Source organism: Streptomyces sp. NPDC001493 (assembly GCF_053597235.1).
Genome location: NZ_JBSFHV010000020.1, coordinates 1 through 25,881, shown reverse-complemented (window position 1 = coordinate 25,881; position 25,881 = coordinate 1). Strand labels below are relative to the sequence as shown.

Below are 25,881 nucleotides of genomic sequence, written 5' to 3'. Positions count from 1 at the left end.
CTCCGTACTAGTGCACAGATGGCCAAATCCCTTGAATTCAAAGGGCTTTCGAGGTTGCAACGCGTCCTGCGTACGCCGTACATTCACCTTCATGGAAAGCAGCGACGTACTCATCTCCGGCGCCGGTATCGCCGGCCCCGCCCTCGCGTACTGGCTACGCGCGGCCGGTTTCCGCGTCACGGTCGTCGAGCGGGCGCCGAGCCCCCGGCCGGGCGGTCAGACGGTGGATCTCCGCGGTGCGGGCCGGGAGGTGATCAGCCGTATGGGGCTCATGGACCGGGCGCGCGCCGTCGCCGTCGAGCAGCGCGGCCTGGCCCTGGTGGACGCCCGGGACCGGGTCACCGCCGAGATGCCGACCGCCGCCTTCGGCGGGGAGGGGATCGTCTCCGAGATCGAGATACTCCGCGGCGACCTCGCCCGTCTCCTCCACGACGCGAGCTCGCCGGCCCCGGACGGCGCGTCCGGCGCCGATGGCACGGAGTACCTCTTCGACGACACCCTCACCGGGCTCGTCCAGGACGACGACGGTGTCACGGTCACCTTCGAGAAGGCGGGCCGGCGCCGCTTCGGGATCGTGGTGGGCGCCGACGGCCCGCGCTCCACCGTCCGGGCGCTCGCCTTCGGTCCCGAGGCCGACTTCGTCCGCCCGCTGAACTGCTGGACCGCGTGGTTCACGGCCCAGGAGGAGTGGGATCTCGGCGGCTGGTTCCGGATGTTCAACGCCCCCGGCGGGCTCGTCGCGTCCGCACGCCCCGGCCGGCTCCCCGGCGAGATCAAGGCCGGACTCAGCTTCCGCGCGGAGCCCTTCACGTACGACCGCCATGACGTCGACGCCCAACGGGCCCTGATCGCACGCCGGTTCGAGGGTGCCGGGTGGGAAGTCCCGCGCCTGGTCGCGGCGATGCACACCTCGGACGACTTCTTCTTCGACTCCCTGGGGCAGGTACGCCTCGACAGCTGGTCGCGCGGACGGGCGGTGCTGCTCGGCGACGCCGGGTACAGCCCCTCGCCCCTCACCGGCATGGGGACGAGCCTCGCCCTCGTCGGCGCGTACGTGCTGGCCGGTGAGTTGTCCACGCCCGGCGCCGGTCACCTCGACGCCTTCCGGAACTACGACCGGATCATGCGCCCCTACGTCGCCCGGGCGCAGCAGCTCCCGCCCGGCGGTGCCTCCGGGTACGCACCGAACGGCGCGCTCGCCATCCGGCTGCGCGCCGCCTCGATGCGGTCGATGAACCGCTGGCCCATGCGGCAGGTGCTCGCCGCCCAGTTCGCCAAGGCCGGGGACATCGACCTGCCCGGCTACGCCCACCTGGCGGCAGGCGCGGGGACGCCCTCCTGAAAGCGTCCCCGCCCCACCCGGCCGGAGCCTCAGCTCTCCTGCGGGTACGCCGTCTCGTACGCGGCGCTGAACAGCGCCTTCACGTCGTGCCCCGAGAGCCCCTCGGTGCGCGCCTGGACCAGCCACGCGTCCAGGGAGGTGCGGAGCGGCGAGTCCGGACCCGACTGGGGCCGGGCGAGGTCACGGGTGATGAAGGTGCCCGCCCCCTGGCGCACCTCGGCGAAACCGAGACGCTCCAGCTCCCGGTACGCCTTGAGGGTCGTATTGGGGTTGACCTTGGTGGTCGCCGCCACCTGGGCGGCCGTGGGCAGCTTGTCCCCCTCCTGGAGGGCGCCCATCCGCAGGGCCTGTTCGACCTGGTGCACGATCTGCAGGTACGTGGCGATGCCGCTGCGCCGGTCGATGCGGAAAACGACCACTGCTCTTCACCTTTCCGCTCGACTGAGGAGACTTTACGGACACGGAGGGCGCCGCGTCACAACGGGCGCCGGGAGACACGCCACACCACGAAGACCGTGAGGGCGACCGTGGCGGCGAGCAGGATGCCCGCGCCGGTCCACTGCATGGAGGGCATCTGGTCGTAGTCGAGGTACTCCATGACGTGGTCGACGATGCCCTTCTTCTCGATGCAGGCGTTCTGCGCGGCCTCGGTGGCCTCGGCGCAGGTGCCCCAGCCGTAGAGCGTGCCGTCCGCGGTGCCGACCCAGCTGTCGAGCTCCTGGCGGCCCGGGACGCTTGCGGGTTCCCCGTTCAGCGGGTACGTGAGCAGATGGCTGGTGCCGAGGCTGTTGCGGAGCCGGTCCCAGACGATGTTCGCGAACACGGAGAAGCCGAGGGTCACCGTCATGGACAGCATCACGCGGCGCAGCAGGACCCCGATCGTGACGCCGGCGGCCGTCAGGAAGAGACAGAACGCGGGCAGCACCGGGCCGGTGTTGTCGAAAATCGCCGAGTCCAGCCAGGTGGCCGGGAGGACCGTGCGGTACGGCTTCCACCACGAGGTGTAGAGCACGGAGATCACCAGGCCGGTGACGAGAGCGATGCCGTATCCCACCGTCAGCTTGGCGATCAGCCAGCGGCGCCGCGGTACCGATTGGGTGGTGACGAGCTGCGCGGTGCCCTGCTCCCGGTCGGAGGAGATCAGCGGCGCGCCGACGAAGACGCCGAGGAGCACCGGGAGGGAGCCGAGGGCCAGCGTGAGATAGGAGTAGGCATCTCCGAGCTCGAGCGATGTCATCAGCTCCTTCTCCGGCCAGCCCGCCGCGTCCAGCCTGTCGGCCGTCTCCCCGCGCAGGTAGAGGATGGCGGCCGAGCCGAGGACCACCAGCGCGAACACGGAGTACAGCGTCGCCCGGTGCTGACGCAGCATGAGCCAGGTCAGGCCGTGCAGCGGGCCGCGCCGGACGGTTCCCGCCCCCGTGGCGGGGGCGGTCGGGGTGGTGGTGGTCATGATGCGGAGATCCCTTCGGCGTCGATACGGGCACCCCGGGTGAGGAGCGCGGGCGCGTCCGGCGAGCGGAGGTGGGCCAACAGCACCTCCTCCAGGCTCGGTTCGCTGATCTGCCAGTCGCCGGTGAGCGGCCCGTCGGGGCGTACGAGCGCCTGGAACTGGCGCCCCTGCACCCGGGACTCGATCACGGTGTGGCGGGTCAGCTCCGGCGGCAGCCCGCCGTCCGCCGCCAGCCCGGTCACCAGGGTGTGGGCGGGCACCAGCGTGTCGGTGTCACCGGCCATCCGGAGCCGGCCCTCCGACACCACCAGCAGGTAGTCGCACATCTCCTCCAGCTCGCCGAGCATGTGGGAGGACATCAGGACCGTGGTGCCGCGCTCGGTGGCCTCCGACATCAGCAGGGTGCTCATCTCGTCGCGCGCCAGCGGGTCGAGGTCCGACATCGGCTCGTCGAGCAGCAGCAGGTCCGGGCGCTTGCCGAAGGCGAGCGCGAACGCGACCCGGGTGCGCTGGCCGCCGGAGAGCGTGCCGACGCGGGCGTCCAGCGGGACCCGGCCCGAGCGGACGATCCGTTCCGCGGCCGCCATGTCCCAGCCGGGGTTCAGCTCGGCGCCCATCCGCAGCGTCTCGGCCACCGTGAACCGCTTGAAGAGCGGTTTGTCCTGGCCGAGGAAGGCGAACCGGGGCATGGCCGAAGCGTCGTCGACCGGGATGCCGAAGAGCTTCAACCCGCCCTCGGTCGGGGCGATCTGCCGGGACGCGATCCCCAGCAGGGTGCTCTTGCCCGCGCCGTTGGGGCCGACGAGACCGCAGATCCGGCCGGCCGGAAGCCGGAAGGAGCAGTCCCGCAGGGCCCAGCCGCGGCGGTACCGCTTGCCCAGGCCGCGGGCCTCCATGGCCCATTGCTCGGATGTCTCGCTCGGTGTGCTCGGGTGTTCCACGCCTCGCCCCAATTCCATGAGTCAATTAATGGAATAATTGACTGAGGGGTGGGAGGCTGTCAAGGCGGCTTCCAACAGCGGCGGTTCAGGGCCCGCCGCCGCACCCGGAAACGCCGATCGCCCGGAACGCGAGGCGTCCGGGCGATCGGCAAAAAGAGGTGAAGCGGTGGAGCAGCGGTTCTACGGGGTGGTGAACAGGGGGGGCGGCAGGTCAGACGAGCGGCGGCCGGCCGAGCCGGGTCATCCGCCACACCGTGCGCCAGCGCATCGGGTTGCGGGGGCCGCAAGGGGTGCGCAGGCCCTCGACGAAACCGCCCATCCAGGACTTCAGTCCCTTCGCGGACCGGGTCCTGGCGAGGGTGAGCAGCGTCCACACGCCCAGGTAGAGCGGGATCAGCGGCGCGGGGAGGTTGCGGCGGGCCAGCCAGACCCGGTTGCGGGCGGTCATCCGGTAGTAGACCGCGTGCCGGGCCGGCGAGGTCTTCGGGTGCTGGAGCAGCAGACCGGGCTCGTACAGGATGTTCCAGCCGCCGTCGAGCGCCCGCCAGGAGAGATCCGTCTCCTCGTGGGTGAAGAAGAACTCGGCCGGCCAGTGGCCCGTGCCCGCCAGCATCTTCATGGAGAAGGCGTGCGCGCCGCCCAGGAAGGCGGTGACCAGCCCGCGCCGCATCGGGTCCGAGGCGCGCAGCCGCGGGATGTGCCGGCGCTGCGTCTCGCCGTGCTCGTCGGCGATCCGGAAACCGACGATGCCGAGGCCGGGGTCGGCGGTGAACAGGCTCTGCACCGTGCTGAACACGTTCTTCTCGACCAGCAGGCCGTCGTCGTCCAGCTCGATCACCACGTCCACGTCACCGAGCTCGGCGAGGCGGGCGAGGCCGACGTTCCGGCCGCCGGGGCAGCCGAGGTTCTCCTCGTTCTCGATGAGGGTCACCCCGCCCTCCAGGTCCTCCAGGCCGGGGAAGGCGGAGAAGTCCGGGAGCTTCGTGCCGTTGCCGATGACGACGAGCCGGGTGGGCCGGACGTCCTGCATGGCCACCGACGCGAGGAGGGCCTCCACCGCCTGCGGGCGGTCACCCATGGTGACGATGGAGACACCGATGCGTGGTGCGAGGGCTGCGGATGGGGACAAGATCGGTACTCCCGTGCTCGGCTGCGGTGTCCGCGATCGTACGCCCCGAAGTTGGGCCGCCCGACTCCGAACCGTCGTACGGATGCCGAGCGGCGTTCACCGGGCGGGGAGGGCGTCGGCGCCGCGTTCCTGGACCCGGCGGCGGTGCACGCGTCGTCGGACAGCCTGTCCTCGCCCGCCGCGGGCTGCCGGGCGCCGGGCGACGGGCCGCCCGGCGCCGGTCGCCGGTCCGGGTCAGCCGATCCGCGTCCCCGCGCCGCTCACCCGAACGCGTGCGTCGCCCGGGCGCAGCTCCACGGTGAGGGTGCCGGGCCGGCCCATGTCCTCGCCCTGGTGCAGTGTGAGGACGGCCTCTTCGGGGACGAGACCCAGCTCACGCGCGTACCCGCCGAAAGCGGCGGCCGCGGCACCCGTCGCGGGGTCCTCCACCACACCGCCGACCGGGAACGGGTCACGGGCGTGGAAGACCCGCTCGGACTCCCGCCAGACCAGCTGGACGGTGGTCAGGTCAAGCCGGCGCATGAGGGCTTCCAGCCGGGAGAAGTCGTACGCCAGGTCCGCGAGGCGCTCCCGCGTCGCGGCGGCCAGCACCAGATGCCGGGCTCCGGCGAACGCGATACGGGGCGGCAGCGCCGGGTCCAGATCGACGGCCGGCCAGTCGAGGGCGGCCAGCGCCTCCGCCAGATCGGCCGGGGCGACCTCCGCCACGTGCGGCTCCACGCTGGTCAGCGTGGCCCGCAGGGCCCCGTCGCGCGACTCCACCGTGACCGGCACCGAACCGGCCAGGGTCAGGAACTCCAGGTCCCCCGGGCCGTCGCGGTCCGCCAGCGCGAGCGCGGCGGCCACCGTCGCGTGACCGCAGAACGGGACCTCGGCCTTCGGGCTGAAATAGCGGACCGTGTACGTCCGCTCCCCGGGTGCCTCCGTCAGGAACACGGACTCGCTGTAACCGAGCTCGGCGGCGATGGCGAGCATCGCGGCGTCGTCGAGCGCCGACGCGTCCAGGACGACCCCGGCCGGGTTGCCGCCCTCCGGACGGGTGGAGAAGGCGGTGTAGTGCAGGATCTCGGCGGGGTTCTCTGTGCTCATGCATCGGCACAACCGGGGCGCGCGCCCGCGCATTCCCGTACGGGTCGCGCCCCGGCCGCCCCCGTGCGCACGCCCAGCCGCCCCGCACCTTCCCGTGCGCACGCCCCGGCCCCCCGCACTCAGCCGACCAGCTGCTCCTCGACGAGGTCGGCTGCCCGCAGCGTGCCGCCCTCGGCCCGCGCCTCGGCACGGACGCCCGCCGAGCGGCGGGCGACCTCCGGATCGGCGAGGAGCTCGTCCAGCGCGGTCCGCAGGGCGTCGGCGGTGGCGTCCTCGGTGTCGATGCGCCGGGCCACACCCAGCTCCACGAGACGGTCGGCGTTCATGAACTGCTCGGCGGCCTGCGGGACCGCGATCATGGGAACACCGGCGAGCAGCCCTTCGCCGCAGCCGCCCATCCCGGCATGGGTGACGAAGGCGTCCGCCTGCTCCAGGATCGCCCGCTGCGGCACCCAGCGGTGCACCTCCACATGGGGCGGGATCCCGCCCAGCTCGGCCAGGTCGGTGTACTTCCCGATCTGGAGCACCACGTGCAGGTCCGGCCGGCCGCCGAAGGCCGCCAGGCACTGGCGGTAGAACTCCGGGCGGCGGGTGTACGCCGACCCCAGCGAGATCAGCAGCACGCGCCCGGCACCGGCGGGACGCGTCCAGCCGCCGCCCTCCTCACCGGTACGCGGGGGCACGCAGGTGCCGACGAAGGTCACGGCGTCGGTGTCCACCCGGTCGGCGTGCGGCTGCATCGCCCGGGGGATCAGCGCCAGGGCGCGGGCCGGGTGGCCGGTGAAGGCCTCCATGTCGGTGGTGGTCGCCCCGCACGTGGCGAGCCATCCGGCGAACTTCGCCCGGTAGGCGTCGGCGCCCGGCAACTGCCAGAGCTGCGCCGCCACTTCCTCCGCGTACCCCTCCCAGCCCACCAGGGTCGGGGAGAGCTGCAGGAGGGGCCGCCGCTGCGACTCGGCGAGTGCCCGCGCCGCGTAGGCGCCGATGTCGTAGAGGTAGAGGTCGGCGGGGTCGTCGTCGTAGAAGGCGCGCAGCTGCGGGAGGGCCCGGACGGCGTCGTCGAGGAAGAGCTCCATGGCGGCGATCGGGTCGTCGGGCCACGTGTTGTCGGCGACCGGCAGCCCGGAGGCGCAGGGCACGAGCTCCGCGCCGGTGGGGGCGATCAGGCCGGCGACCGCCGGATCGTTGGCGTACGTCACCCGATGGCCGCGGGAGACCAGCTCGCGGATGATCTCCAGGCTGGGCAGCACGTGGCTGACGGCGGGAATTCCTGCCATCGCGATGTGGGCGCGGCGACGGGGCATCGGGGATCACACCTTCCGGGTCTGCGGTGGGACGGGCACCATCATGCGGCGCGCGGGCCGGGCGCGACGGCCTCCAGCTCGGCGACACTTCCCGCCATGACCGTCCGGATGTGCGCGGTGAGGTGCTCGGCGGGCCAGTCCCACCAGGCCACCGCCAGCAGCCGGGCGATGTCCTCCTGGCCGAAGCGGGTGCGCAGCAGGCGGGCCGGGTTGCCGCCGACGACGCCGTAGTCGGGCACGTCCGCGGTGACCACCGAGCCGGCGCCGACGATCGCCCCGTGCCCGATCCGTACGCCCGGCAGCACCGTGGCGCCGTGGCCGAACCAGACGTCGTTGCCGACGACGGTGTCGCCCCGGTTCGGCAGGCCCGTCAGCAGGTCGAAGTGGTCGGACCAGGAACCGCCCAGGGTGGGGAAGGGGAACGTGGAGGGGCCGTCCATACGGTGGTTGGCGCCGTTCATGAGGAACCGCACCCCCGTGCCGAGCGCGCAGAACTTCCCGATGACCAGCTTCTCCGGGCCGTAGTGGTAGAGGACGTTGCGCGTCTCGAACGCGGTCGCGTCGTCGGGGTCGTCGTAGTAGGTGTACTCCCCGACCTCGATCAACGGGGACTTCACCAGCGGGCGGAGCTGCACCACCCGGGGCTGTCCGGGCATCGGATGGAGCACGGTCGGGTCTGCGGGTACGGGAGCGTCGGCTGGTACGGGCACGTCGGAGGGTCCTCCCGGAAGCGGCGTCGGTTCCTCATCCATGATCACAGCACGGCTCCTGCCCGGACAGCCGTTTTTCACCTGCGGGAACGCACGCCGACGACCGCCGCCCCCGGCACACCCGGTGCTCACCGTCCCGCCATCCGAATGTTGTGCACCCGACAAGTCGCGGACGTGGTCCCGCACTCCAATGCCCAGGGGGCGTCCGGCGATTCGAGGGCGCCCCCCTCGACACCCACCTGCCAGGGGAGAGACCCATGACGCCCGCACCGACCGCCACGGACGCCGAACGCCCCGGCCACCCGGCCGAGTTCCGCGCGGCGGCCCGCCGCCACCGCGAGGGCGTGGGCCGTCGCCGCTTCCTCACCACCACCGGCGCCGCCGCCGCGCTCGCCTTCGCGGTGAACCTGCCCGCCGCCGGCACGGCGAGCGCCGCCGAACTCGACCCCCGCAGGATCGGCGAAAACCCGTTCACGCTCGGAGTGGCCTCCGGCGACCCGCTCCCCGACTCCCTCCTGCTCTGGACGCGCCTCGCCCCCCGCCCGTACGAGGCGGACGGCGGGCTGCCCGCCGCCCGCGTCCAGGTCGGCTGGGAACTCGCCCACGACGAGCGCTTCCGCCGGGTCGTCCGGCGCGGAACCGCCACCGCGCACCCGGAGTTCGCCCACAGCGTCCGCACCGAGGTCCGAGGCCTGGAACCCGGCCGCACCTTCTACTACCGCTTCCGCGCCGGCGGCTGGACCAGCGAGACCGGCCGCACCCGCACCGCCCCCGACCCGCACGCCCGCAACCGCGCGGTGAAGCTCGCCGCCGTCTCCTGCCAGGCGTACCACGACGGGTACTTCACCGCCTACCGCCACCTCGCGGACGAGGACGTGGACGCCGTCTTCCACCTCGGCGACTACCTCTACGAGTACGCCGTCACCGCCACCGGCGGCGCCCGCGCCTACACCGACCGCGTGCTGCCCGACGTCTTCAACCGGGAAACGCTGACCCTGGAGGACTACCGGCTGCGGTACGCCCTCTACAAGTCGGACCCCGACCTGCGCGCCGCGCACGCCGCGCACCCCTTCGTCGTCACCTGGGACGACCACGAGACCGAGAACAACTACGCCGACGACACCCCCGAGAACAGCGTGCCCGCCGAGGAGTTCCTGCTCCGCCGGGCCGCCGCCTACCGCGCGTACTGGGAGAACCAGCCGCTGCGCACCCCGCAGCGCCCCACCGGCCCCGACATGCGCCTCTACCGGCGGCTGCGGTTCGGCCGGCTCGCCCAGTTCGACATCCTGGACACCCGCCAGTACCGCAGCGACCAGGCGTACGGCGACGGCTGGAAGGTCCCCGGACCGGAGTCCGAGGACCCCACGCGCACGCTGACCGGTGCCACCCAGGAGCGGTGGCTCATCGACGGCTGGCGCTCCTCCCGCGCCACCTGGAACGTCGTGCCCCAGCAGGTCACCTTCGCCCAGCGCAAGGACGTGCCCACCGCCGCGTACAAGTTCTCGATGGACTCCTGGGACGGCTACCCGGCCTCCCGGCAACGGGTGCTGGACGGTGCCGAGTCGGCGGGCGTCGACAACCTGCTGGTCCTCACCGGCGACGTGCACGTGGCCTACGGCTTCGACCTGAAGAAGGACTTCGACGACCCCTCGTCCCGCACCGTCGGCACGGAGATCGTCACCAGCTCGATCACCAGCGGCCAGAACGGCTCGGTGAAGCCCGCCAACTGGAACAACCAGATGACGGCCAACCCGCACCTGAAGTTCTACGACGGCCGGCGCGGCTACGCGCTCGTCACCCTCGAAAGCGACCACGCCCGCGCCGACTTCCGCGCGGTCGACGCCGTCACCACGCCCGGCGCCCCCGTCACGACGGCCGGTTCCTTCGTGACGGAGGCGGGCAACCCGGGGCTCACCCCGGCCTGAGCGTGCTGATGTGACGATCCGTCAGGCGGGCTTCTCCGCAACGGAGTCGGACGGATAGTGGACGCCGATGCGGTCCCGTACCGCGTCGAGCGTCCGCATCACCGCCAGCGAACCGTCCAGCGGCACCAGCGGGGACTCGGTCTCGCCCGCCCGCAGCGCGCGCATCACCTCGACCGCCTCGTACTGCATCCCGGACAGTCCCTGCGGACCCGGGCCCGTGACGATCTTCTCCGGCGCCGGGTCCGCCGCGTCCGCGCGGTACAGGAGGAAGTGGTCGGGGTGGAAGAAGCTGTGCGGGAAGTCGATCCGGCCCTTGGTGCCGATGACGGTCGCCGCCGTGGGGTGGTGGCCCACGATCGAGCAGGAGAGCAGGGCGGTCGCGCCCGAGTCCCAGCCCAGCAGTATCCCGGTGTTCAGGTCCGTGCCCTCGGGGGAGAGCAGCGCGTCCGCCTGGACCCGGTCCGGCTCGCCCAGCAGCAGCTGCGCGAACGACACCGGGTAGACGCCCAGGTCCAGCAGCGCGCCGCCGCCCAGCGCGGGGTTGCGCAGCCGGTGCTCGGGACCCACGTCACCCGCGAACCCGAAGTCGGCCTGGATGGTGCGGATCTCGCCGATCGCGCCCTCGCGCACCAGCTCCGTCATGCGGCGGACCACCGGGTTGAGGTACGTCCACATGGCCTCCATCAGGAACAGCCCGCGCTCCCGGGCGAGCTCGACCAGCTCGCCGGCCTGCCCCGCGTCCAGCGTGAACGCCTTCTCGCAGAGCACGTGCTTTCCCGCGCGCAGCGCCAGCGCGGCCGCCTCGTAATGGGCGGAGTGCGGAGTTGCGACATACACCACATCGACGTCCTCGTCCGCGACGAGCTCGGCCCAGCTTCCGTAGGCTTGTTCGATACCGAACCGCTCGGCGAACGCCCGGGCCGACTCCTCGGTGCGCGAGGCCACCGCGACCACCTCGGCATCCGGCAGTCCCAGCAGATCCTTGGTGAAGGTCGCGGCTATGCCGCCCGTCGCCAATATGCCCCAACGCACAGTCCCGCTCATGCCCCGCCCTTGATATTGGGTTACGGCCAGTCGGCCCGAGCTGAGAGCATAGATGCGGATTTCAACGATGTGGAGATGAAGCATGCCGGACAGCGGCGGAAGCCGGGCCCAGCGAGAGCAAGAGCACATACCTACGGCGGGAACCGGTCAACTGATCACCGGGCCCGCCGTTCCCGACCCCGCGCCGGGCCCCGACGGCCCGGCCCTTCCCGGTCTCACCGGCCTCCCGGCCGCCCCGGCGGCGGCCCTCCGGCGGACCGCGTTCCTGGTGACCCTGGTGCTGGGCGGCCTCACCGCGCTGCCGGCCCTGTCCATGGACATGTACCTGCCGGCGCTGCCCGATGTCACCGACGCGCTGCACGCCCCGGCCGCCACCGTCCAGCTCACGCTGACCGCCTGCCTCCTCGGCATGGCCCTCGGCCAGCTCGTCGTCGGACCGATGAGCGACCGGTGGGGCCGCCGCGGACCGCTCCTGACCGGCATGGTCGTCTACGTCGTCGCCACGGCGATCTGCGCCATCGCCCCCAACGCCGAGATGCTCATCGGCTGCCGTCTCCTCCAGGGCCTCGCGGGCTCGGCCGGCATCGTGATCTCCCGGGCCGTCGTGCGCGACCTCTACGACGGCATCGAGATGGCCAAGTTCTTCTCCACCCTGATGCTGATCTCGGGCGTCGCCCCGATCGTCGCCCCGCTGATCGGCGGCCAGGTGCTGCGGATCACGGACTGGCGCGGCGTCTTCGTCGTCCTCACCGTCGTCGGCGTGCTGCTGACCCTCGTCGTGTGGAAGAGCCTGCACGAGACGCTGCCACCGGAGGAACGCCACACCGGCGGCGTCACCGAGGCCCTGCGCACCATGCGGGGCCTCTTCGCCGACCGGGTCTTCATCGGCTACACCGTCGCCGGAGGCCTCGCCTTCGCGGCCCTCTTCGCCTACGTCAGCGCCTCCCCGTTCGTCATCCAGGAGATCTACGGCGCCTCCCCGCAGACCTTCAGCCTGCTCTTCGGCCTCAACTCGGTCGGCCTGATCGTCGTCGGCCAGATCAACGGCCGGCTGCTGGTCGGCCGGGTCAGCCTCGACCGGGTCCTGCTCTTCGGGCTCGCCGTGATCCTGGCCGCGGCCGTCGCACTGCTGCTCATGACCAGCGGGGTCTTCGGCACGGTGGGGCTCGCCCCCGTCGCCGGCACGCTGTTCGTCCTGATGTCCGCGATGAGCCTGGCCCTGCCCAACACCAACTCGCAGGCGCTGATGCGCTCCAAGCACGCGGCGGGCTCCGCCTCCGCGCTGCTCGGCACCTCGTCGTTCCTCATCGGCGCGATCGCCTCGCCGCTGGTGGGCATCGCGGGGGAGGACACGGCCGTCCCGATGGCCCTCGTCCAGACCGTCTGCGCCGCCGCGGCCATGACCTGCTTCCTGGTGCTGTGCCGCCCCTGGGAGCGGCGCGGCCGGACCGACGGCGGGCTGTAGGCCCCCTTCTCCGAGGGCCTTTCGGCCCCGCCTCCTTCGAACCCGGCGCACCCGCGCGCCACGACGGGCCCGGAACACCGGGCCCGTCGTCGTACGACCCGAAGCGAGGGCCGCCGGTCAGCCGGCGCGCGGGTAGCCGATCAGATGCTGCCGGTCGTCGCGGTCCGTCGTACGGAAGATCCCGACCCCGGTCGCCTCCGCCACCGGCAGCCGTACGTTGCGGGAGAGCGGCTTGTCCGACCCGTCGACGAAGTTCACCACCACCGGCACCCCGCCCCCGGCCAGCGCCTCGTCGGCGTCCCGCACGTTCCGGGCGCCGTACGCGAGCCCGTCGTCGGTCACCGAGGCGAGCGTCACGTGGGACGAGCCGTCCTCGTCCTCAAGGCAGTACCCCTTCCTGGCCACCAGGTCGAACGCCAGGTTCCCGGCGATCAGGTAGTCGCCCGACGGCGGGACGACCGCCTGCGGGAAGCGGCCCGGCTGTATGGCCGGACGGCGGCACTCCACCGACACCAGCGCCTTGCCGCTCGCCGCGTCGTGCACCGTCCACAGCTCGTGGGTCGCCGCCCGCTTCGAGGACTTCTCCGGCTGCCACTTCGCCAGCACCAGACCCGCCACCACCGACGTCGGCACCCCGGTGGCCGGGTCGGCCCCCTTCGGCGCGACGTCCCGGCTGTACCAGCCGCCCGGCACCCAGAACTCCCGCGCCCCGCTCACCAGCAGCCCCCGCGCGGTCTGGCCGGCCACCTCCGTCAGCTTCCGGCAGTCGGAGCAGCCCTTGGGGTACTTCAGCTCCGACGCGGCGATCTTCGACGTCTCGCCGGTCACCGGGTCGATCAGCGCCACGTTCGCGTCGGCGTCGGAGATCACGATGTCCGGTCCGCTCGCGGAGACCGCCGGAGCGCCGTTCCACGGCAGCTCCACATGGTGACGGTCGCCGTTGGTCGCCGCGTACACGTCGAGTGAGATGAACGTCTCGGACGGGGCGAGTCCGTCGCCCGCCGTCCCGTACGACCAGGTGACGAAGAACTGCCGGTCCTCGCGGGAGACGGTCAACAGTCGGGGGTAGCTCTCCGGATCCAGCGTCTGGCGCGCCTCGCTCCGCCACCCCAGCTTCCCGGTGGCCGTGTCGAGGGTGCGCACCCGGTAGCGGTGGTCGGCCGAACGCTCCAGATAGGCCAGGGTCCCCGTCGGCCAGGAGAAGGCGATGTCGGGGGAGGCGCCGACGACCTCCCAGCCGCTGTCCGTCGTGTACTGCGGCGGCACGTTGAGCACGGTCCGGGCCCCGGACGCGCCGGGCACGGGCTTCGCGGCGGCCGAAGCGGCGGCCGAAGCGGAGGCCGCCGGAGCCGTGGCGCCCGCGCCGCTCCCGCCGCCCCCGCCGTCGCTGTCCGGGGAGCCTCCGCCGCAGGTCGCCAGCAGCAACAGGAGCGCCAGGAAGACCACCCCGCCGACCAGAGTCAGTCGAACGATCCTCTGTCTCATGGGTCCCCCCATCGGGCCTTCGCGGGTCTCGCGGCGGTCAGCGTAGCAACTGCCACATGGGCGAGCGGAGTTACACGTATCCCCGTCGCGCACCCGTGACCGGACGGACACCACCCGCCGCCGAGGCCCCGCCCGCGCCTCCCGCGCCGGGCCGGGGCGGGGCGCTCCGCGAATAGAATTCCTCGGTGAACGTCACCCTCCCCACCGCCGAAGCCCTGCGCACGGCCCTCGCCGGTCTGCTCGACGGACTGCCGCCCAAGCAGGCGGCCCAGGCCGTCGACCGGCTGATCGCCAGCTACCGCGGGACGACCCCGACCGACGCGCCGGTGCTGCGGGACCGGGCGGACGTCGTCGCCTACGCCGCGTACCGGATGCCCGCGACCTTCGAGGCCGTACGGGCCGCCCTGGACGCACTGTGCGAGGCCGCACCGGACTGGCGGCCGGCCACCCACACCGACGTCGGCGGCGGTACCGGCGCGGCGAGCTGGGCCGTCGCCGGGGCGTGGGGCGGACCGGAGACCACCGTCCTGGACTGGGCCGAGCCTGCTCTCGCGCTCGGCCGCGAGCTGGCCGAGGCCGGCGGACCGCCCGGGCTGCGGACCGCCCGCTGGCAGCGCGCCCGGATCGGCGCGGGGCTGGAGCTGGCCCCCACGGACCTGGTGACCGTCTCGTACGTGCTCAAGGAGCTGACCCCCGCCGCCAGGACCGAGCTGGTCGACGCGGCGGCCGGTGCCGCGCAGGCCGTCGTCGTCGTGGAGCCCGGCACCCCCGACGGGTACGCCCGGGTGATCGAGGCGCGCGACCGGCTGATCGCCGCCGGGCTGACCGTGGCGGCGCCCTGCCCGCACAGCGCCGCCTGCCCCATCGAGCCGGGCACCGACTGGTGCCACTTCTCCGCCCGGGTCAGCCGCTCCTCCCTGCACCGGCAGGTCAAGGGCGGGACGCTGAGCCACGAGGACGAGAAGTTCTCCTACGTCGTCGCGACCCGGTTCCCCGTCGAGCCGGTGGCCGCCCGGGTCACCCGCCGGCCGCAGATCCGCAAGGGCCAGGTCCTGCTGGAGCTCTGCACCCGGGACGAGGCCCTGCGGCGCGAGACGGTCACCAAACGCCACGGCGCGCTGTACCGGGCGGCCCGGGACACCGACTGGGGCGACGCCTGGCCGCCGCCCGAGGAGGACTGACCGCCCGGACCACACCGCGAGGGGGGACCGACCGCCCCGGACCACCGCTCAGGGAGCCGGACGCTCACGGAGCCGGACCGCTCACCGGTCCCGCAGCTCCTGGGTGCAGCACTTCACGCTGCCGCCCCCCTTCAGCAGTTCGCTCAGGTCCATCGGCACCGGTTCGAAGCCCCGGTCCCTCAGTGGGTCGAACAGCCCCGTCGCGGCCTGCGGCAGCAGCACGTGCAGACCGTCGCTGACCGCGTTCAGGCCGAACGCGGCGGCGTCCGCCTCCTGGGTGATCAGGGCTCCGGGGAAGAGCCGGGCCAGCACGGCACGGCTGCCGGGCGAGAACGCGCCGGGGTAGTACATGATCTCGTCCGCCGCCTCGTCGAGCACGCAGAGCGCCGTGTCCAGGTGGTAGTAGCGCGGGTCCACCAGATCCAGGCCGATCACCGGCCGGCCGAAGAACTCCTGCGCCTCGTCGTGCGCGAGCGGGCTGGACCGGAACCCCGTCCCGGCCAGCACGAAGGACGAGGTGACGGCGAAATCGCCCTCGCCCTCGTTCACGTGCTCCGGCTCGTGGATCTCGTCGTAGCCGTGCGTCCGGAACCACTCCCGGTGCGCCTCGGCCTCGCCGTGCCGCTCCTGGTGCGCGAAGAGCGCGCCGAGCACCCGCCCGTCGATGACGGTGGCGCCGTTGGCGGCGAAGACCATGTCCGGCAGACCGGGCAGCGGCGCCAGCTCCTCGACCGTGTGGCCGAGGGAGCGGTAGCGGTCCCGGAGGTCCTCCCACTGCGTCTGCGCCAGCGGCAGATCGACCGGCTTGGAGGGGTCCATCCACGGGTTGATGGAGTAGGTGACCCGGAAGTGCGTCGGTGCGCACATCAGATAGCGACGAGGGGTGGCGTCACGGTGCACGGGTGCTCCTCACGAACGGCGGCCTCGGCCGCGGCACGGTGGGGGAACGCGCGGTCTGCGCGTGAGCCCATGGTGCGCCGCGGGGGCCCCGGTCCGCAGTGCGCCGATCGGGTGAGCGTGCGCGGGTGGCCGGGGCGCGGAAATGCGCGCTGCCGTGCGTCGGCGACCCGGCCGCGATGGGGGAGGATGCCCGTCGATGACCGTTATCTGGCGTGATGTCCCTCACTCGGGGCGGTGGTCTCCCGCCCCGCTGATGAACTCTGGCCACCCGAAGCGCAGGATGGTGGGACCATGGACGGGTAACGCTGAGGTGAGGGGATAGATGGGCGCCGATTCCGGCCGCGCACGCGGCACAGAGGGCAAGATTTCCCAGTGGCTGCGGCGACGACCCAAGCAGCGGACCGATGCCGACGGCTCGGCCCGACTGGGCATGCTCCTGGCCGTGACCGATGCCGGGATGCCGATCTCGCCCGCCGCCCACCCGCTCGGACACCGATGTTCGTGCGAACGCATCGGATGCCCCACCCCCGCCCGTCACCCCGTGTCGTTCGCCTGGCAGACCCAGTCGACCACCGACCGCGCGCAGATCGAACGCTGGGCCGAAGGCCAGCCGCTGGCGAACTTCATCACCGCCACCGGAATGGTCCACGACGTGCTGGACGTCCCGCTCTCCGCAGGTGTCAACGCCCTGGAGCGGCTGACCGCACGCGGGATCGACGTCGGACCCGTCGCCCGCTCCGGCGACGACCGGATGCTCTTCTTCACCGCCACCCGAGGCACCCCCGAGGACGAGGACGAGTGGTGGCCCTGCGAGCTGGACTCGCACCCCGAGACCATGGACGAGCACCCCGGCCTGCGCTGGCACTGCCGCGGCAGCTACGTCCTGCTCCCGCCCGCCCGTCTCCCCGGTGACCTCGACGTCCAGTGGGTACGCGGCCCCGAGCACCCGCTGCCGGACCCGCTGACCCTGCTGGAGGCGCTGACCGACGCCTGCGCCGCGTACGTGGACAGCGACGAGGCGACCGGCCTGGACCCGGCCGCGGTGGCCTGGCCGCTGGGCCGCTGAGACGCCGGGCCGGTCCGACGCGCGCGGTCCGGCCTTCCCGCTCCGTCGTCGGCCGTCCTACTCGCCGGTCGCCGAGACCAGTCCGGGCAGCCGGTTCAGTACAGTCACCTTCGCGCCCCCGGCGGCGCCCCGCGCCGGCACGTACACCAGCTGGCTGGAGACGCGCTCCTTGGTGAGGGTGCTCTTCACCTCGCCCGTGAGCAGCGCCTTGGTGTCCCGGTTCACCTCGGGCTTCAGTCCCTGGGCGGCCGTCTGGCGCTCGTAGTGCTTGCTGCTGAAGAAGACCAGCGCCCCGCCGTCCTTCGTCGCGAGCCCGAACGGGCGGAACGCGCCGTCCAGCGGGCGGTCGACGTACTGGTACGAGAACCCCGGCTTCTTCGCCGCCGCGCGTGCCGTCCGCCAGCCCGAGGTGGTCGAGCCCGCCGCGAACACGTCCGGCGCCCCGGTGGACAGGTAATCGGTGTACGAGGTGCTCAAGTCCTCGGGCCGCACCGCGAGTTCGGCGCCCACGCTCTCGGCGGGCTTCGCCAGCCCGTCCGCGTCCAGGGCGAACTCCGGTACCTCCGACGGCGCTACGACCCCGAGATAGGGAACCGTCCACAGCGCGTCCGGGCCGGTCCGCTCGAAGACCAGCAGCCAGCGGGTGTCCTGGTCACCCTTGTCCACGTCACGGTTGGAGTCGGTGTCCGCGAAGAAATAGCGCGGCCAGCCCGCCTTCCTCGGTATGACGTAGTGCGTGTCCGACAGCTCCAGCGGATTGCGCGCCGCCGCGGTGTCCTTGTCGGTGTACGTGGACCGGGCCTTCAGCCCCGCCTGGTTGATCGCCCCGAGCGCCCCGGTCACCCGCTCCGCGTCCAGAGCGGGATCGAGCGTCGCGTCCGCCTTGTTGTACGTCGTGAGGAAGTCCTTGAGCGCCTGGTCCGCCTCGGACTTCGTCGCCTGGGGCACCTGCTCCAGTTCCCCGTGCACCGTCACGCAGCCGCCCGCCGTCATGCCCAGTACCGCCGCCACCGCGAGCCCCGCCGCCGACCGACCCAGCCTTCTCATCCGTTGCCTTCTGCGCCTTCTGATCCGTCGTCCGCACTGACCGTCCGAACCCTACCGGGGCGAAGAAGCGTGCGAAGGCCGTCCCGCAATCCGTGGTGGATCGGTGCCCGGCGTCGGACGCGGTGTGTCGCACGGCGGACGAGCGTCCGCATACGGGGTGTACGCGGACGTTCCGGCAACACGGCGAGGTGCCGTGGTTGTCGTCGCGCACCCACCAGGGACCGCGGGACAACCCTGAGGGCGAGAGGCCGACGCACGCCCCGTGCGGTGTCCCGACGGCCGCCAGGTCACCGGTCGCGCGCCGGGACGACGAGGGGCACCCCGGTCCGCGGGTGGGGGAACACCTCGACGGGCTGCCGGTACACCTCGCCCAGGAGCTCGCCGGTGAAGACCTCGGACGGCGGTCCGGCCACCGCGATCCGTCCGCCCCGCAGCACCACCGCGCGGTCCGCGTACGCGGCGGCCAGCCCCAGATCGTGCAGGACCACGACGACCGCGTCCCCGGCTGCCGCCGCCTCCCGGCAGATCCGCAGCACCAGTTCCTGGTGGCGCAGGTCCAGCGCGGCCGTCGGTTCGTCGAGCAGCAGCAGCGGGGCGCGTTGCGCGAGGACCCGGGCCAGCGCCACCCGGGCCCGCTCGCCTCCGGAGAGTGCGGAGAAGGGCCTGCCCGCGAAGGCGGTGACCTCGGTGGCCTCCATGGCGGCGGCCACCGCTGCGTCGTCCTCGTCCGCCCGCACCGTGCCGGACCACGGGGCCCGCCCCATCCGCACGACCTCCTCGACCCGGAAGGGGAAGGAGAGCGCGGCGGACTGCGGCAACACGGCCCGGCGAAGGGCGAGTTCGGCCGCTGTCCAGGACCCGGTGGGCCGCCCGTCGATCCGTACCCCGCCGGCGTCGGACGGCAGGTCGGCGGCGAGCGCGGCGAGCAGGGTGGACTTGCCCGCCCCGTTCGGGCCCACCAGCGCCAGCACCTCACCCGCGTGCGCGGTCAGCGAGACGTCGTCGAGCACCGGCCTGCCGCCCAGGCGCACCGAGAGGCCGGCCGCCTCCGCCACCGGGGTGCCGGAGGCGCGACGGACGGGCAACTCCCTCTCACGCGCGGCGAAAAGGTTCCTGAGGGTCTTCCTGCCGTGCCGTTCACGTGTGTTCATGCCCAACCACCCTGCTTCCGACGGGTTCTGCGCAGCAGCCAGAAGAAGAACGGGCTGCCGAAGAGCGCGGTCAGTACCCCGAGCGGCAGCTCGGCGGGCGCGGCCACCGTGCGGGCGGCCAGGTCGGCCACCACCAGCACCAGGGCGCCGCCCAGCGCACTGCCGGGGACCAGGAAGCGGTGGCCGGGGCCGTTCGCCATCCGCAGCAGATGGGGCACGAGGAGCCCCACGAACGAGATGATCCCCGCGACCGCGACGGCCGCGGCGGTCAGCAACGCCACCACCAGGACCAGGACGATCCGCAGCCGCTCCACGTCCACGCCCAGGTGGCGGGCGGGCCGCTCGCCCAGCGCGAGCAGGTCCAGTTTCCGCGCGGAGAACGGTGCGACGAGCAGCCCGGCCGCCGCGCACGGGAGCACCGCCAGCACCTTGGGCCAGGTGGCCTGGGCCAGGGAGCCGAGCTGCCAGAAGGTGATCTGTGTGACCTGCGCGTTGTCGGCGAAGAAGAGGAACAGCCCGATCAGTGCCCCGGCGAAGGCGTTCACGGCGATCCCCGTGAGGATCAGGGTCACCACCTCGGTCCGCCCGCCCGACCGCGACAGCGCGTACACCAGGAGCACCGTCGCGAGGCCGGCGGCGAACGCGCAGACGGTGATGGTCCAGTTGCCGAAGAAGCTCAGGCCGAGGCCGATGGAGGCGACCGCGCCCACGGCCGCTCCGGAGGAGACGCCGATGACGCCGGGCTCGGCGAGGGGATTGCCGAAGACGCCCTGCATCAGGGCGCCCGCGCAGCCGAGCGAGGCGCCGACGAGCAGGGCGAGGACGACCCGCGGCAGCCGGACGTTCCACAGCACGCTCTCCCCGACCCGGTCCAGGGCGTGGCCGCCCAGCCCCGCCCGGTGCAGCACCGAGCCCAGGACGTCGCCGAGCGGGATGTCGTACGCCCCGAGGCCCGCGGAGAGCAGGCAGCTCAGCAGCAGTGCCACCGACAGCCCGAGGACGAGTGCGGGCGCGGTGCGCCGCCGGGGGGAGACGGGGGCGGCGGGGGCGGTCGCGGGCGGTCCGGTGCGCTTCTCCTCGGAGGCCGCGGTCACCGGGCGCCACCGCCCTCGGGGTAGAGCTGCTCGACGATGTCGGCCAGCACCTGGTCGGTGCGCGGGCCGTAGTTGAGGAGCACGCCGTCGTCGACGGAGACGATCCGCCGGTCCATTCCGGCCGGGGTCTCGGCGACCCCCGGGATCTTCAGCAGGCCGTCGATCCCTCCGACCGATTCGAGTCCCTTGGTCATCACGAGGATCGCGTCGGGCGCCGCCTTCGCCAGCGCCTCGCTGGTGATGGCGGTGAAGTCCTTGGTGAGCCCGGACGCCTTCCCCGCGTCCACCGCGCCGGCGGCCTCCAGCAGCGAACTCGCCCCCGACTCCGCACCGCCCAGCAGGTAGACCGAGGCGGAGCCCCGCAGGTAGAGGAAGGCGACCCGGGGCTCGTCGCCGTGGACCGGTACGTCCTCGCGTACGGCGGCGAGCCGATCGGCGGTGCGCTTCTCCAGTTCGGCGCCCGCCTTCTGGACCCCGAGGGCGGCGGCGACGGTGCCGATCCGCCGTGTCACGTCGTCGAGTTCCAGGGCCGGATCGACCACCAGCAGGGGGACGCCCGCGTCACGGATCTGGTCGATCGCCTCGCCGGGGCCGGTGGTGGTGTCGGCGAGGACGAGTGTCGGTTTCAGGGAGAGGACGCTCTCCGCGGACACGTCGTGGGCGCGGGTCACCACGGGGAGCTTCGCGGCTTGTTCGAAAGTGGCGGTGATGTCCCGGGCGACCACGTGCTTCCCGAGGCCGAGGGTGAAGACGATCTCGTTGAGGGAGCCCGTCAGTGGCACGATCCGGTCGGCGGACGTGATGGTGACCTCGGTGCCGTCCGCCGAGTCCACGGTGACGGGCAGCTCGGGCACGGGGGCGGTGGCCAGCGGCTCCACCCGGTCCGCCGCGGTCGAGCCCGCTTTCTCCTCGGTGGACTTCGCGGATTTCGTGGACTCCGTCGATGTCGCGGCGGAGCCCGTCGTGCTGCCGCACCCGGCCAGCGCGAGGGTGAGCGCCACGGCGGCGGCCACGGCGGCGGCCGGCCGGCCGAGACGCGCGTGGCGGGCGGGCGCGGTCCGGCCGGGGCATCGGGTGTCCGGGCCCGGCGGGGCGAAGTCCTGTCTGGGGGGCACGGATTACCGTCCTGTCGTTCCGCTTCGAGTGGTTGATCGTTTTTGTGCTCTGCCGCACCTCATGTGCGGAACAAGGGGGTTCCGCCGCAGACGAGACGTAGCTTAGGTTAGCCTTACCTGAATTCGCCAGGTCTCGGAGGGGTCCATGCTGTCGTCCCGGTCCACCCGCGCGCTCGCCGTCGCGCTCTTCGCGGTACTGCTGGGAGCCCTGCTCCCGGCCACCGCCGCCCAAGCGGCGAGCCGTACGGTGCAGGGCGGCCGACTGGACTGGGGGATCAAGTCCTCCTTCCAGTCCTACGTCACCGGCCCCATCGCGGGCGGAAGTTGGAGCCTCACCGGGGGAGCGGCCACGGTCGGCGGAAGCCAGTTCCGGTTCCACTCGGCCACCGGGTCCTACGACCCGGCCACCGGTGCCCTCGCCTCCGGCTTCCTCGGCGGAGTCCACTTCGTGGGCCACCGCACGGACGACGGTTCCTACGAGCTCGACCTCACCATCGCCCGGCCCACCGTCCGGATCTCCGGCGGCGCCGGCACCCTCTACGCCGACATGACCAGCAAGGAGCGGGGGACCGGGCGCGTCACCTCCCGGTCCCAGGTGCCGCTCGCCACGCTGGGCCTCGGCGGCATCGACATGCGGGGCGGATCCACCCCTGTCGCGCTCAACAACATCCCCGCGACGCTGACTTCGCAGGGTGCCTCCGCCTTCGCCGGCTACTACACGGCCGGCACCAGTCTCGACCCCGTGACCCTCTCCGTCGACACCACCGCACCCGCCACCGCCGCCCCGAAGTCCTCGGCGGGCACGACCCCCGGAGCGACCCCGAGCGCGTCCGGGAAGGCGGGATCCGGTGAGGCGGAGGAGAAGAAGGCGGCCGGGACCGGCTTCGAGGACGCAGCCGTCGACTGGGGCGTCCGCCGCACCTACCGCGAGTACGTCACCGGCTCGGTCGCCCGGGGCAAGTGGACCCTGGCGGGCGGCGCGAAGGACGGCGGGGCACTGTTCCGCTTCCCCGGAGGCAAGGGCACGTACGACTCCGAGCGGCAGACACTCGAAGCCTCCTTCGCCGGAAGCGTCCGCTTCACCGGGGCCGACGGACTCGATCTGGAACTCGCCCACCTCGCCGTCTCGGTGAAGTCCGGTACCGGAACCCTCCGCGCCGACGCGACCAGTTCCGGAGCCGTCACGAGGAACGTCCCGCTGGTCACCTTCGCCGCCAAGGGATTCGCGCCGAAGGAAGGACTCGCGGTCCTCACCGAGGTGCCCGCCACCCTCACCGCCGCCGGGGCGAAGGTCTTCGGCTCCCTGTATGCCGCCGGCACCGCCATGGACCCCGTCTCCCTGGCCGTCACCGTGGACCGGGACGCGAAGCTGCCGGCCCTGCCCGACCTGGGGAGCGGGGCGACCGCGTCGGCGGCTCCGGCCACCGCGGCCCCCTCCGCGACCGGGCCCGCCGTCGAGGCCGCAGCCGCGGTCGCGGACACCGACTCGGGCCCGGGGGCCGGTGTCTGGGCCGCAGTCGGCGCCTTCGTGCTCGTCGCCGTCGCCGGATTGCTCTTCGCCGTCCGCCGCCGCCGTTCTCCGGGCACCGGGGAGGACCCGGGCCGCCCGGCCTCCGGCGCGGAGGAGGGCCCGGCCGCCCACGGCGAGCACCCGGCGGGCCGGAGCGGTACCTCGCCGGACCAGGGCGGACGCTCCGACTCCGGGGAGAATCCCGGCCGTTGAGCCCGTCCGGCCGGGCCTCCCCGCCCGTCCGGACGGACCCGAGCCCCTCCGGGGGTGTAGCCGATCCCGGCCCGGGGGCGTACACCCCGCCCCACCCCATGACGTCCCACCTCCAGCGCGGCGGACTTCCGGAACCCCCGGACCCGGCCGTGCACCCACCCCTGCCCTCTTCCACCCCCCTTCTCCCGAGGAGACCACCGACCATGGCAGCAAACCGCCGCCCCATAGCCCTCGCCGCGGCAGTCGCCACGGCCGCAGCGCTGGGCGCCACCTTCGCGCTCCCGGCCCTCGCCGCCGACCCCGGCACGACCACCGGCACCACGACGGCCGCCCAGGCGACCCGGCTGGAGCTCAAGGACGGCACGCTCGACTGGGGCTTCAAGCAGTCCTTCCGCAGCTACATCGGTGCGGCCGGAAAGATCACCGTCTCCGACGGGGCCGAACAGGCCGCGAACAACGGCGCGTTCACCTTCGTCAACGGCAAGGGCAGCTACGACCTCACCACCCACGGCACCGACACCGCCTTCGAGGGGGGCGTCAACTTCTGGGCCCACGAGGGCGCCCTCGACATCACCCTCTCCGACGTCAAGGTCTCCACCACCGGCACCGGCGGCGCGATCACCGCCGACCTGAAGACCCCCCAGGGGACGCAGGACGACGTCGCCGTCGCCGACCTGGACCTGTCGGCCGTCCGGCCCGGACAGGGCGAGGGCGGCGCGATGGTCTTCAAGGACATCCCCGCCACGCTGACGAAGCTCGGCTCCGAGGCGTTCAACGGGATGTACCAGGAGGGCCAGGCGCTCGACCCGGCCACGCTCACCGTCACGGCGGTCACCCCGCCGACCGAGGAGCCGACCAAGGAGCCCACGGGCGAGCCGACCGGCGAACCCACGAAGGAACCCACCGGCGAGCCGACCGACGAGCCCACGAAGGAACCCACCACCGCGCCGACGAACGAGCCGACCGGCGCGCCCACGCCGAGCGCCTCCGCCACGACCCCCGCGCTCGAGCAGGGCGCCCTGGTCGACGGCACCCTCGACTGGGGCGTCAAGGAGTCCTTCCGCTCCTACGTCACCGGCCCGATCGCGAGCGGCTCCGTCGAGACGACCGGCGGTGCGTCGACCACCGCGAACGGCTACCGCTTCGGTGACGCCACCGGCCGGTTCGACGCGGCGAAGAAGACCCTCCAGGCCGACTTCAAGGGCCAGGTCCGCTTCCTCGGACACAAGAGCGGCGACACCTACGCCCTCGACCTCTCCTTCTCCGCCCTGCGGGTCGAGGTGACCGGCACCTCCGGCAAGCTGATCGCCGACGTCTCCTCCAAGGACCGCGCGACCGGCAGGACCGAGGTCAGCAAGGGACTCGCCGTCGCCGACCTCACTGTGCCCGCCGCCGCGCTGACCGCGAAGGACGGCGTGGTGACCCTCTCCGGCGTCCCGGCCACCCTCACCGAGGGCGGCTCCGCGGCCTTCGGCGGCATGTACGAGAAGGGCGAGAAGCTCGACGCGCTGACCGTCGCCGTCTCCCTCGACGCGGACGCCCAGCTGCCGGGCGCCGGTTCCGCCGGTTCCACCGGCTCGACGGGCTCCACCGGCGGCGACGGCTCCACCGGTACCACGGGCTCGGCCGACACCACCGGTTCCGGTTCCGTGGGCGGCGGCGAGGGCGGCAGCGTGGGCGGCTCCGGTTCGCTCGCGGCCACCGGCGCCGACCTGCCGACCGGGGCCCTGCTCGCCGCCTCCGGCCTCGTGGTGGCCCTCGGCGCCGGTGCGTTCGCCGTGGCGCGCCGCCGTAGCGCCGACGCGGCCGCCTGACCCGTACCGCCCCCGGCTGCCACCACCCGATGCCGCCCCGGCCGCCCCGTGCGGCCGGGGCGGCCGGGCTGCGCGGGGACGCCGCGGAGCCGGCCGGGAACGCCCGGTCCCGAACGAATGCTTGAATGCCGGTATGAGTGAATTCGACGTACCCGACGGCATCGACGTCCTGCGGGTGTTCTGCGCCCCCGACGGCCGACACGGGAACGCCCTCGGTGTCGTCCGGGACGGGCGCGACTACCCGGACGACGCCGCGCGCCAGGCGCTCGCCGCCGAACTGGGCTTCAGCGAGACGGTCTTCGTGGACGACCCGGAACGCGGCCGGGTGGACATCCGGACCCCGGGACTCCGGCTGCCGTTCGCCGGGCACCCGCTCGTCGGCACCGCCTGGCTGCTCGACCTGGAGATCCTGGAGCTGGAGGTGGGGGACGTCTTCGCCCGCCAGGACGGCGAGTTCACCTGGATCACCGCCCGCCCGGAGTGGGTGCCGCCGAGGGAGCTGGTGCGGTACGACTCCGCCGCCGAGGTGGACGCACTGACCGGTCCCCCGCCGGGCGAGGGCTGGCTGTACGTATGGGCCTGGGAGGACGAGGCGGCGGGACGGGTCCGCGCACGGGCGTTCCCGCGCCGCGGTGACGGCATCACCGAGGACGAGGCGACCGGAGCCGCCGCCCTGCTGCTCACCGCCCGGCTCGGCCGTGCGCTCAACATCACCCAGGGGCGCGGCTCCCAGCTCCTCACCGCGCCCGCACCGGACGGCACGGTGGAGATCGGCGGCCGGGTCGTGCTCGCGGTCCGGAGCTGAGCACGCGCGGCCGCCCGCCGGGTGACCGGAAGGGCGGACGCGACGGCGGAGGGGGGGGGGGGGCGGCGGGGGGGGGGCCCCCCCCCCCCGGCGCGCGGCGG

22 protein-coding genes are annotated in these 25,881 nt (G+C 73.2%); 8 read left to right on the top strand and 14 right to left on the bottom strand.

Features of this window, described 5'->3' with window-relative positions; translation table 11 throughout:
• Positions 1-91 precede the first annotated feature (91 nt).
• Positions 92-1,342 (top strand): FAD-dependent monooxygenase, encoded by a 1,251-nt coding sequence (locus ACWCWD_RS25965; protein WP_450776164.1) that lies wholly within the window; start codon positions 92-94, stop codon positions 1,340-1,342.
• Between the two features lie 29 nt (positions 1,343-1,371).
• Here ACWCWD_RS25965 and ACWCWD_RS25960 read toward each other — a convergent pair whose 3' ends face one another.
• From ACWCWD_RS25960 to ACWCWD_RS25930, 7 genes are all read right to left on the bottom strand, one after another.
• Entirely contained in the window at positions 1,372-1,761 is a 390-nt protein-coding gene (locus ACWCWD_RS25960) for a GntR family transcriptional regulator (protein WP_327175410.1), read from the bottom strand.
• A gap of 56 nt (positions 1,762-1,817) precedes the next feature.
• Positions 1,818-2,792 carry an ABC transporter permease subunit gene (locus ACWCWD_RS25955; protein WP_450776162.1) on the bottom strand — a complete coding sequence of 325 codons (975 nt, stop codon included), beginning with the start codon at positions 2,790-2,792 and terminating at the stop codon, positions 1,818-1,820.
• Positions 2,789-3,751 carry an ABC transporter ATP-binding protein gene (locus ACWCWD_RS25950; RefSeq protein WP_450776160.1) on the bottom strand — a complete coding sequence of 321 codons (963 nt, stop codon included), beginning with the start codon at positions 3,749-3,751 and terminating at the stop codon, positions 2,789-2,791. The genes ACWCWD_RS25955 and ACWCWD_RS25950 overlap by 4 nt, the downstream gene beginning before the upstream one ends.
• Before the next feature lie 193 nt (positions 3,752-3,944).
• Entirely contained in the window at positions 3,945-4,862 is a 918-nt protein-coding gene (locus ACWCWD_RS25945; protein WP_450776158.1) for a glycosyltransferase family 2 protein, read from the bottom strand.
• Positions 4,863-5,096: 234 nt separating this feature from the next.
• Positions 5,097-5,951 (bottom strand): PhzF family phenazine biosynthesis protein, encoded by an 855-nt coding sequence (locus ACWCWD_RS25940; RefSeq protein ID WP_450776156.1) that lies wholly within the window; start codon positions 5,949-5,951, stop codon positions 5,097-5,099.
• Between the two features lie 119 nt (positions 5,952-6,070).
• A complete protein-coding gene (locus tag ACWCWD_RS25935; RefSeq protein ID WP_450776154.1) occupies positions 6,071-7,255 on the bottom strand; it encodes a macrolide family glycosyltransferase in 1,185 nt (394 codons plus the stop codon).
• 41 nt (positions 7,256-7,296) lie between these two features.
• A complete protein-coding gene (locus ACWCWD_RS25930) occupies positions 7,297-7,911 on the bottom strand; it encodes a CatB-related O-acetyltransferase (protein ID WP_450776382.1) in 615 nt (204 codons plus the stop codon).
• Positions 7,912-8,222: 311 nt separating this feature from the next.
• Here ACWCWD_RS25930 and ACWCWD_RS25925 point away from each other — a divergent pair, with 311 nt between their 5' ends.
• A complete protein-coding gene (locus ACWCWD_RS25925) occupies positions 8,223-9,890 on the top strand; it encodes an alkaline phosphatase D family protein (protein ID WP_450776152.1) in 1,668 nt (555 codons plus the stop codon).
• 21 nt (positions 9,891-9,911) lie between these two features.
• Here ACWCWD_RS25925 and ACWCWD_RS25920 read toward each other — a convergent pair whose 3' ends face one another.
• Positions 9,912-10,934: a Gfo/Idh/MocA family protein gene (locus tag ACWCWD_RS25920; RefSeq protein WP_450776150.1), complete on the bottom strand. Its 1,023-nt coding sequence runs from the start codon at positions 10,932-10,934 to the stop codon at positions 9,912-9,914.
• Between the two features lie 82 nt (positions 10,935-11,016).
• Between ACWCWD_RS25920 and ACWCWD_RS25915 the strand changes: the two genes are divergently transcribed.
• Positions 11,017-12,399, top strand: a complete 1,383-nt coding sequence (locus ACWCWD_RS25915) for a multidrug effflux MFS transporter (protein ID WP_450776148.1) — start codon at positions 11,017-11,019, stop codon at positions 12,397-12,399.
• 117 nt (positions 12,400-12,516) lie between these two features.
• Here ACWCWD_RS25915 and ACWCWD_RS25910 read toward each other — a convergent pair whose 3' ends face one another.
• The gene (locus tag ACWCWD_RS25910; RefSeq protein ID WP_450776146.1) at positions 12,517-13,884 is read right to left on the bottom strand and encodes a hypothetical protein; all 1,368 of its coding nucleotides are present in this window, start codon (positions 13,882-13,884) and stop codon (positions 12,517-12,519) included.
• A 185-nt stretch (positions 13,885-14,069) separates the two neighbouring features.
• Here ACWCWD_RS25910 and ACWCWD_RS25905 point away from each other — a divergent pair, with 185 nt between their 5' ends.
• A complete protein-coding gene (locus ACWCWD_RS25905) occupies positions 14,070-15,065 on the top strand; it encodes a small ribosomal subunit Rsm22 family protein (RefSeq protein WP_450776144.1) in 996 nt (331 codons plus the stop codon).
• An 81-nt stretch (positions 15,066-15,146) separates the two neighbouring features.
• On the opposite strand, the gene ddaH is transcribed toward ACWCWD_RS25905, so the two are convergent.
• Entirely contained in the window at positions 15,147-15,965 is an 819-nt protein-coding gene (ddaH, locus tag ACWCWD_RS25900; protein WP_450776142.1) for a dimethylargininase, read from the bottom strand.
• A 322-nt stretch (positions 15,966-16,287) separates the two neighbouring features.
• Between ddaH and ACWCWD_RS25895 the strand changes: the two genes are divergently transcribed.
• Positions 16,288-17,031 (top strand): bifunctional DNA primase/polymerase, encoded by a 744-nt coding sequence (locus tag ACWCWD_RS25895; RefSeq protein WP_450776140.1) that lies wholly within the window; start codon positions 16,288-16,290, stop codon positions 17,029-17,031.
• A gap of 57 nt (positions 17,032-17,088) precedes the next feature.
• On the opposite strand, the gene ACWCWD_RS25890 is transcribed toward ACWCWD_RS25895, so the two are convergent.
• The 4 genes from ACWCWD_RS25890 to ACWCWD_RS25875 all read right to left on the bottom strand — a co-directional run bounded on the left by ACWCWD_RS25890 (position 17,089) and on the right by ACWCWD_RS25875 (position 21,438).
• Entirely contained in the window at positions 17,089-18,078 is a 990-nt protein-coding gene (locus ACWCWD_RS25890; RefSeq protein WP_450776138.1) for a hypothetical protein, read from the bottom strand.
• Positions 18,079-18,365: 287 nt separating this feature from the next.
• Positions 18,366-19,229, bottom strand: coding sequence for a heme ABC transporter ATP-binding protein (locus tag ACWCWD_RS25885; RefSeq protein ID WP_450776136.1), 864 nt, complete (start codon positions 19,227-19,229; stop codon positions 18,366-18,368).
• On the bottom strand, positions 19,226-20,323 hold the full coding sequence (locus ACWCWD_RS25880; RefSeq protein WP_450776134.1) for a FecCD family ABC transporter permease: 1,098 nt from the start codon (positions 20,321-20,323) through the stop codon (positions 19,226-19,228). Before ACWCWD_RS25880 ends, ACWCWD_RS25885 begins: the two co-directional genes overlap by 4 nt.
• A complete protein-coding gene (locus ACWCWD_RS25875; protein WP_450776132.1) occupies positions 20,320-21,438 on the bottom strand; it encodes a heme/hemin ABC transporter substrate-binding protein in 1,119 nt (372 codons plus the stop codon). The genes ACWCWD_RS25880 and ACWCWD_RS25875 overlap by 4 nt, the downstream gene beginning before the upstream one ends.
• A gap of 145 nt (positions 21,439-21,583) precedes the next feature.
• Here ACWCWD_RS25875 and ACWCWD_RS25870 point away from each other — a divergent pair, with 145 nt between their 5' ends.
• From ACWCWD_RS25870 to ACWCWD_RS25860, 3 genes are all read left to right on the top strand, one after another.
• Entirely contained in the window at positions 21,584-23,161 is a 1,578-nt protein-coding gene (locus tag ACWCWD_RS25870) for an HtaA domain-containing protein (RefSeq protein WP_450776130.1), read from the top strand.
• A 203-nt stretch (positions 23,162-23,364) separates the two neighbouring features.
• On the top strand, positions 23,365-24,975 hold the full coding sequence (locus ACWCWD_RS25865; protein ID WP_450776128.1) for an HtaA domain-containing protein: 1,611 nt from the start codon (positions 23,365-23,367) through the stop codon (positions 24,973-24,975).
• A gap of 133 nt (positions 24,976-25,108) precedes the next feature.
• A complete protein-coding gene (locus tag ACWCWD_RS25860; RefSeq protein WP_450776126.1) occupies positions 25,109-25,780 on the top strand; it encodes a PhzF family phenazine biosynthesis protein in 672 nt (223 codons plus the stop codon).
• Positions 25,781-25,881: the final 101 nt, after the last annotated feature.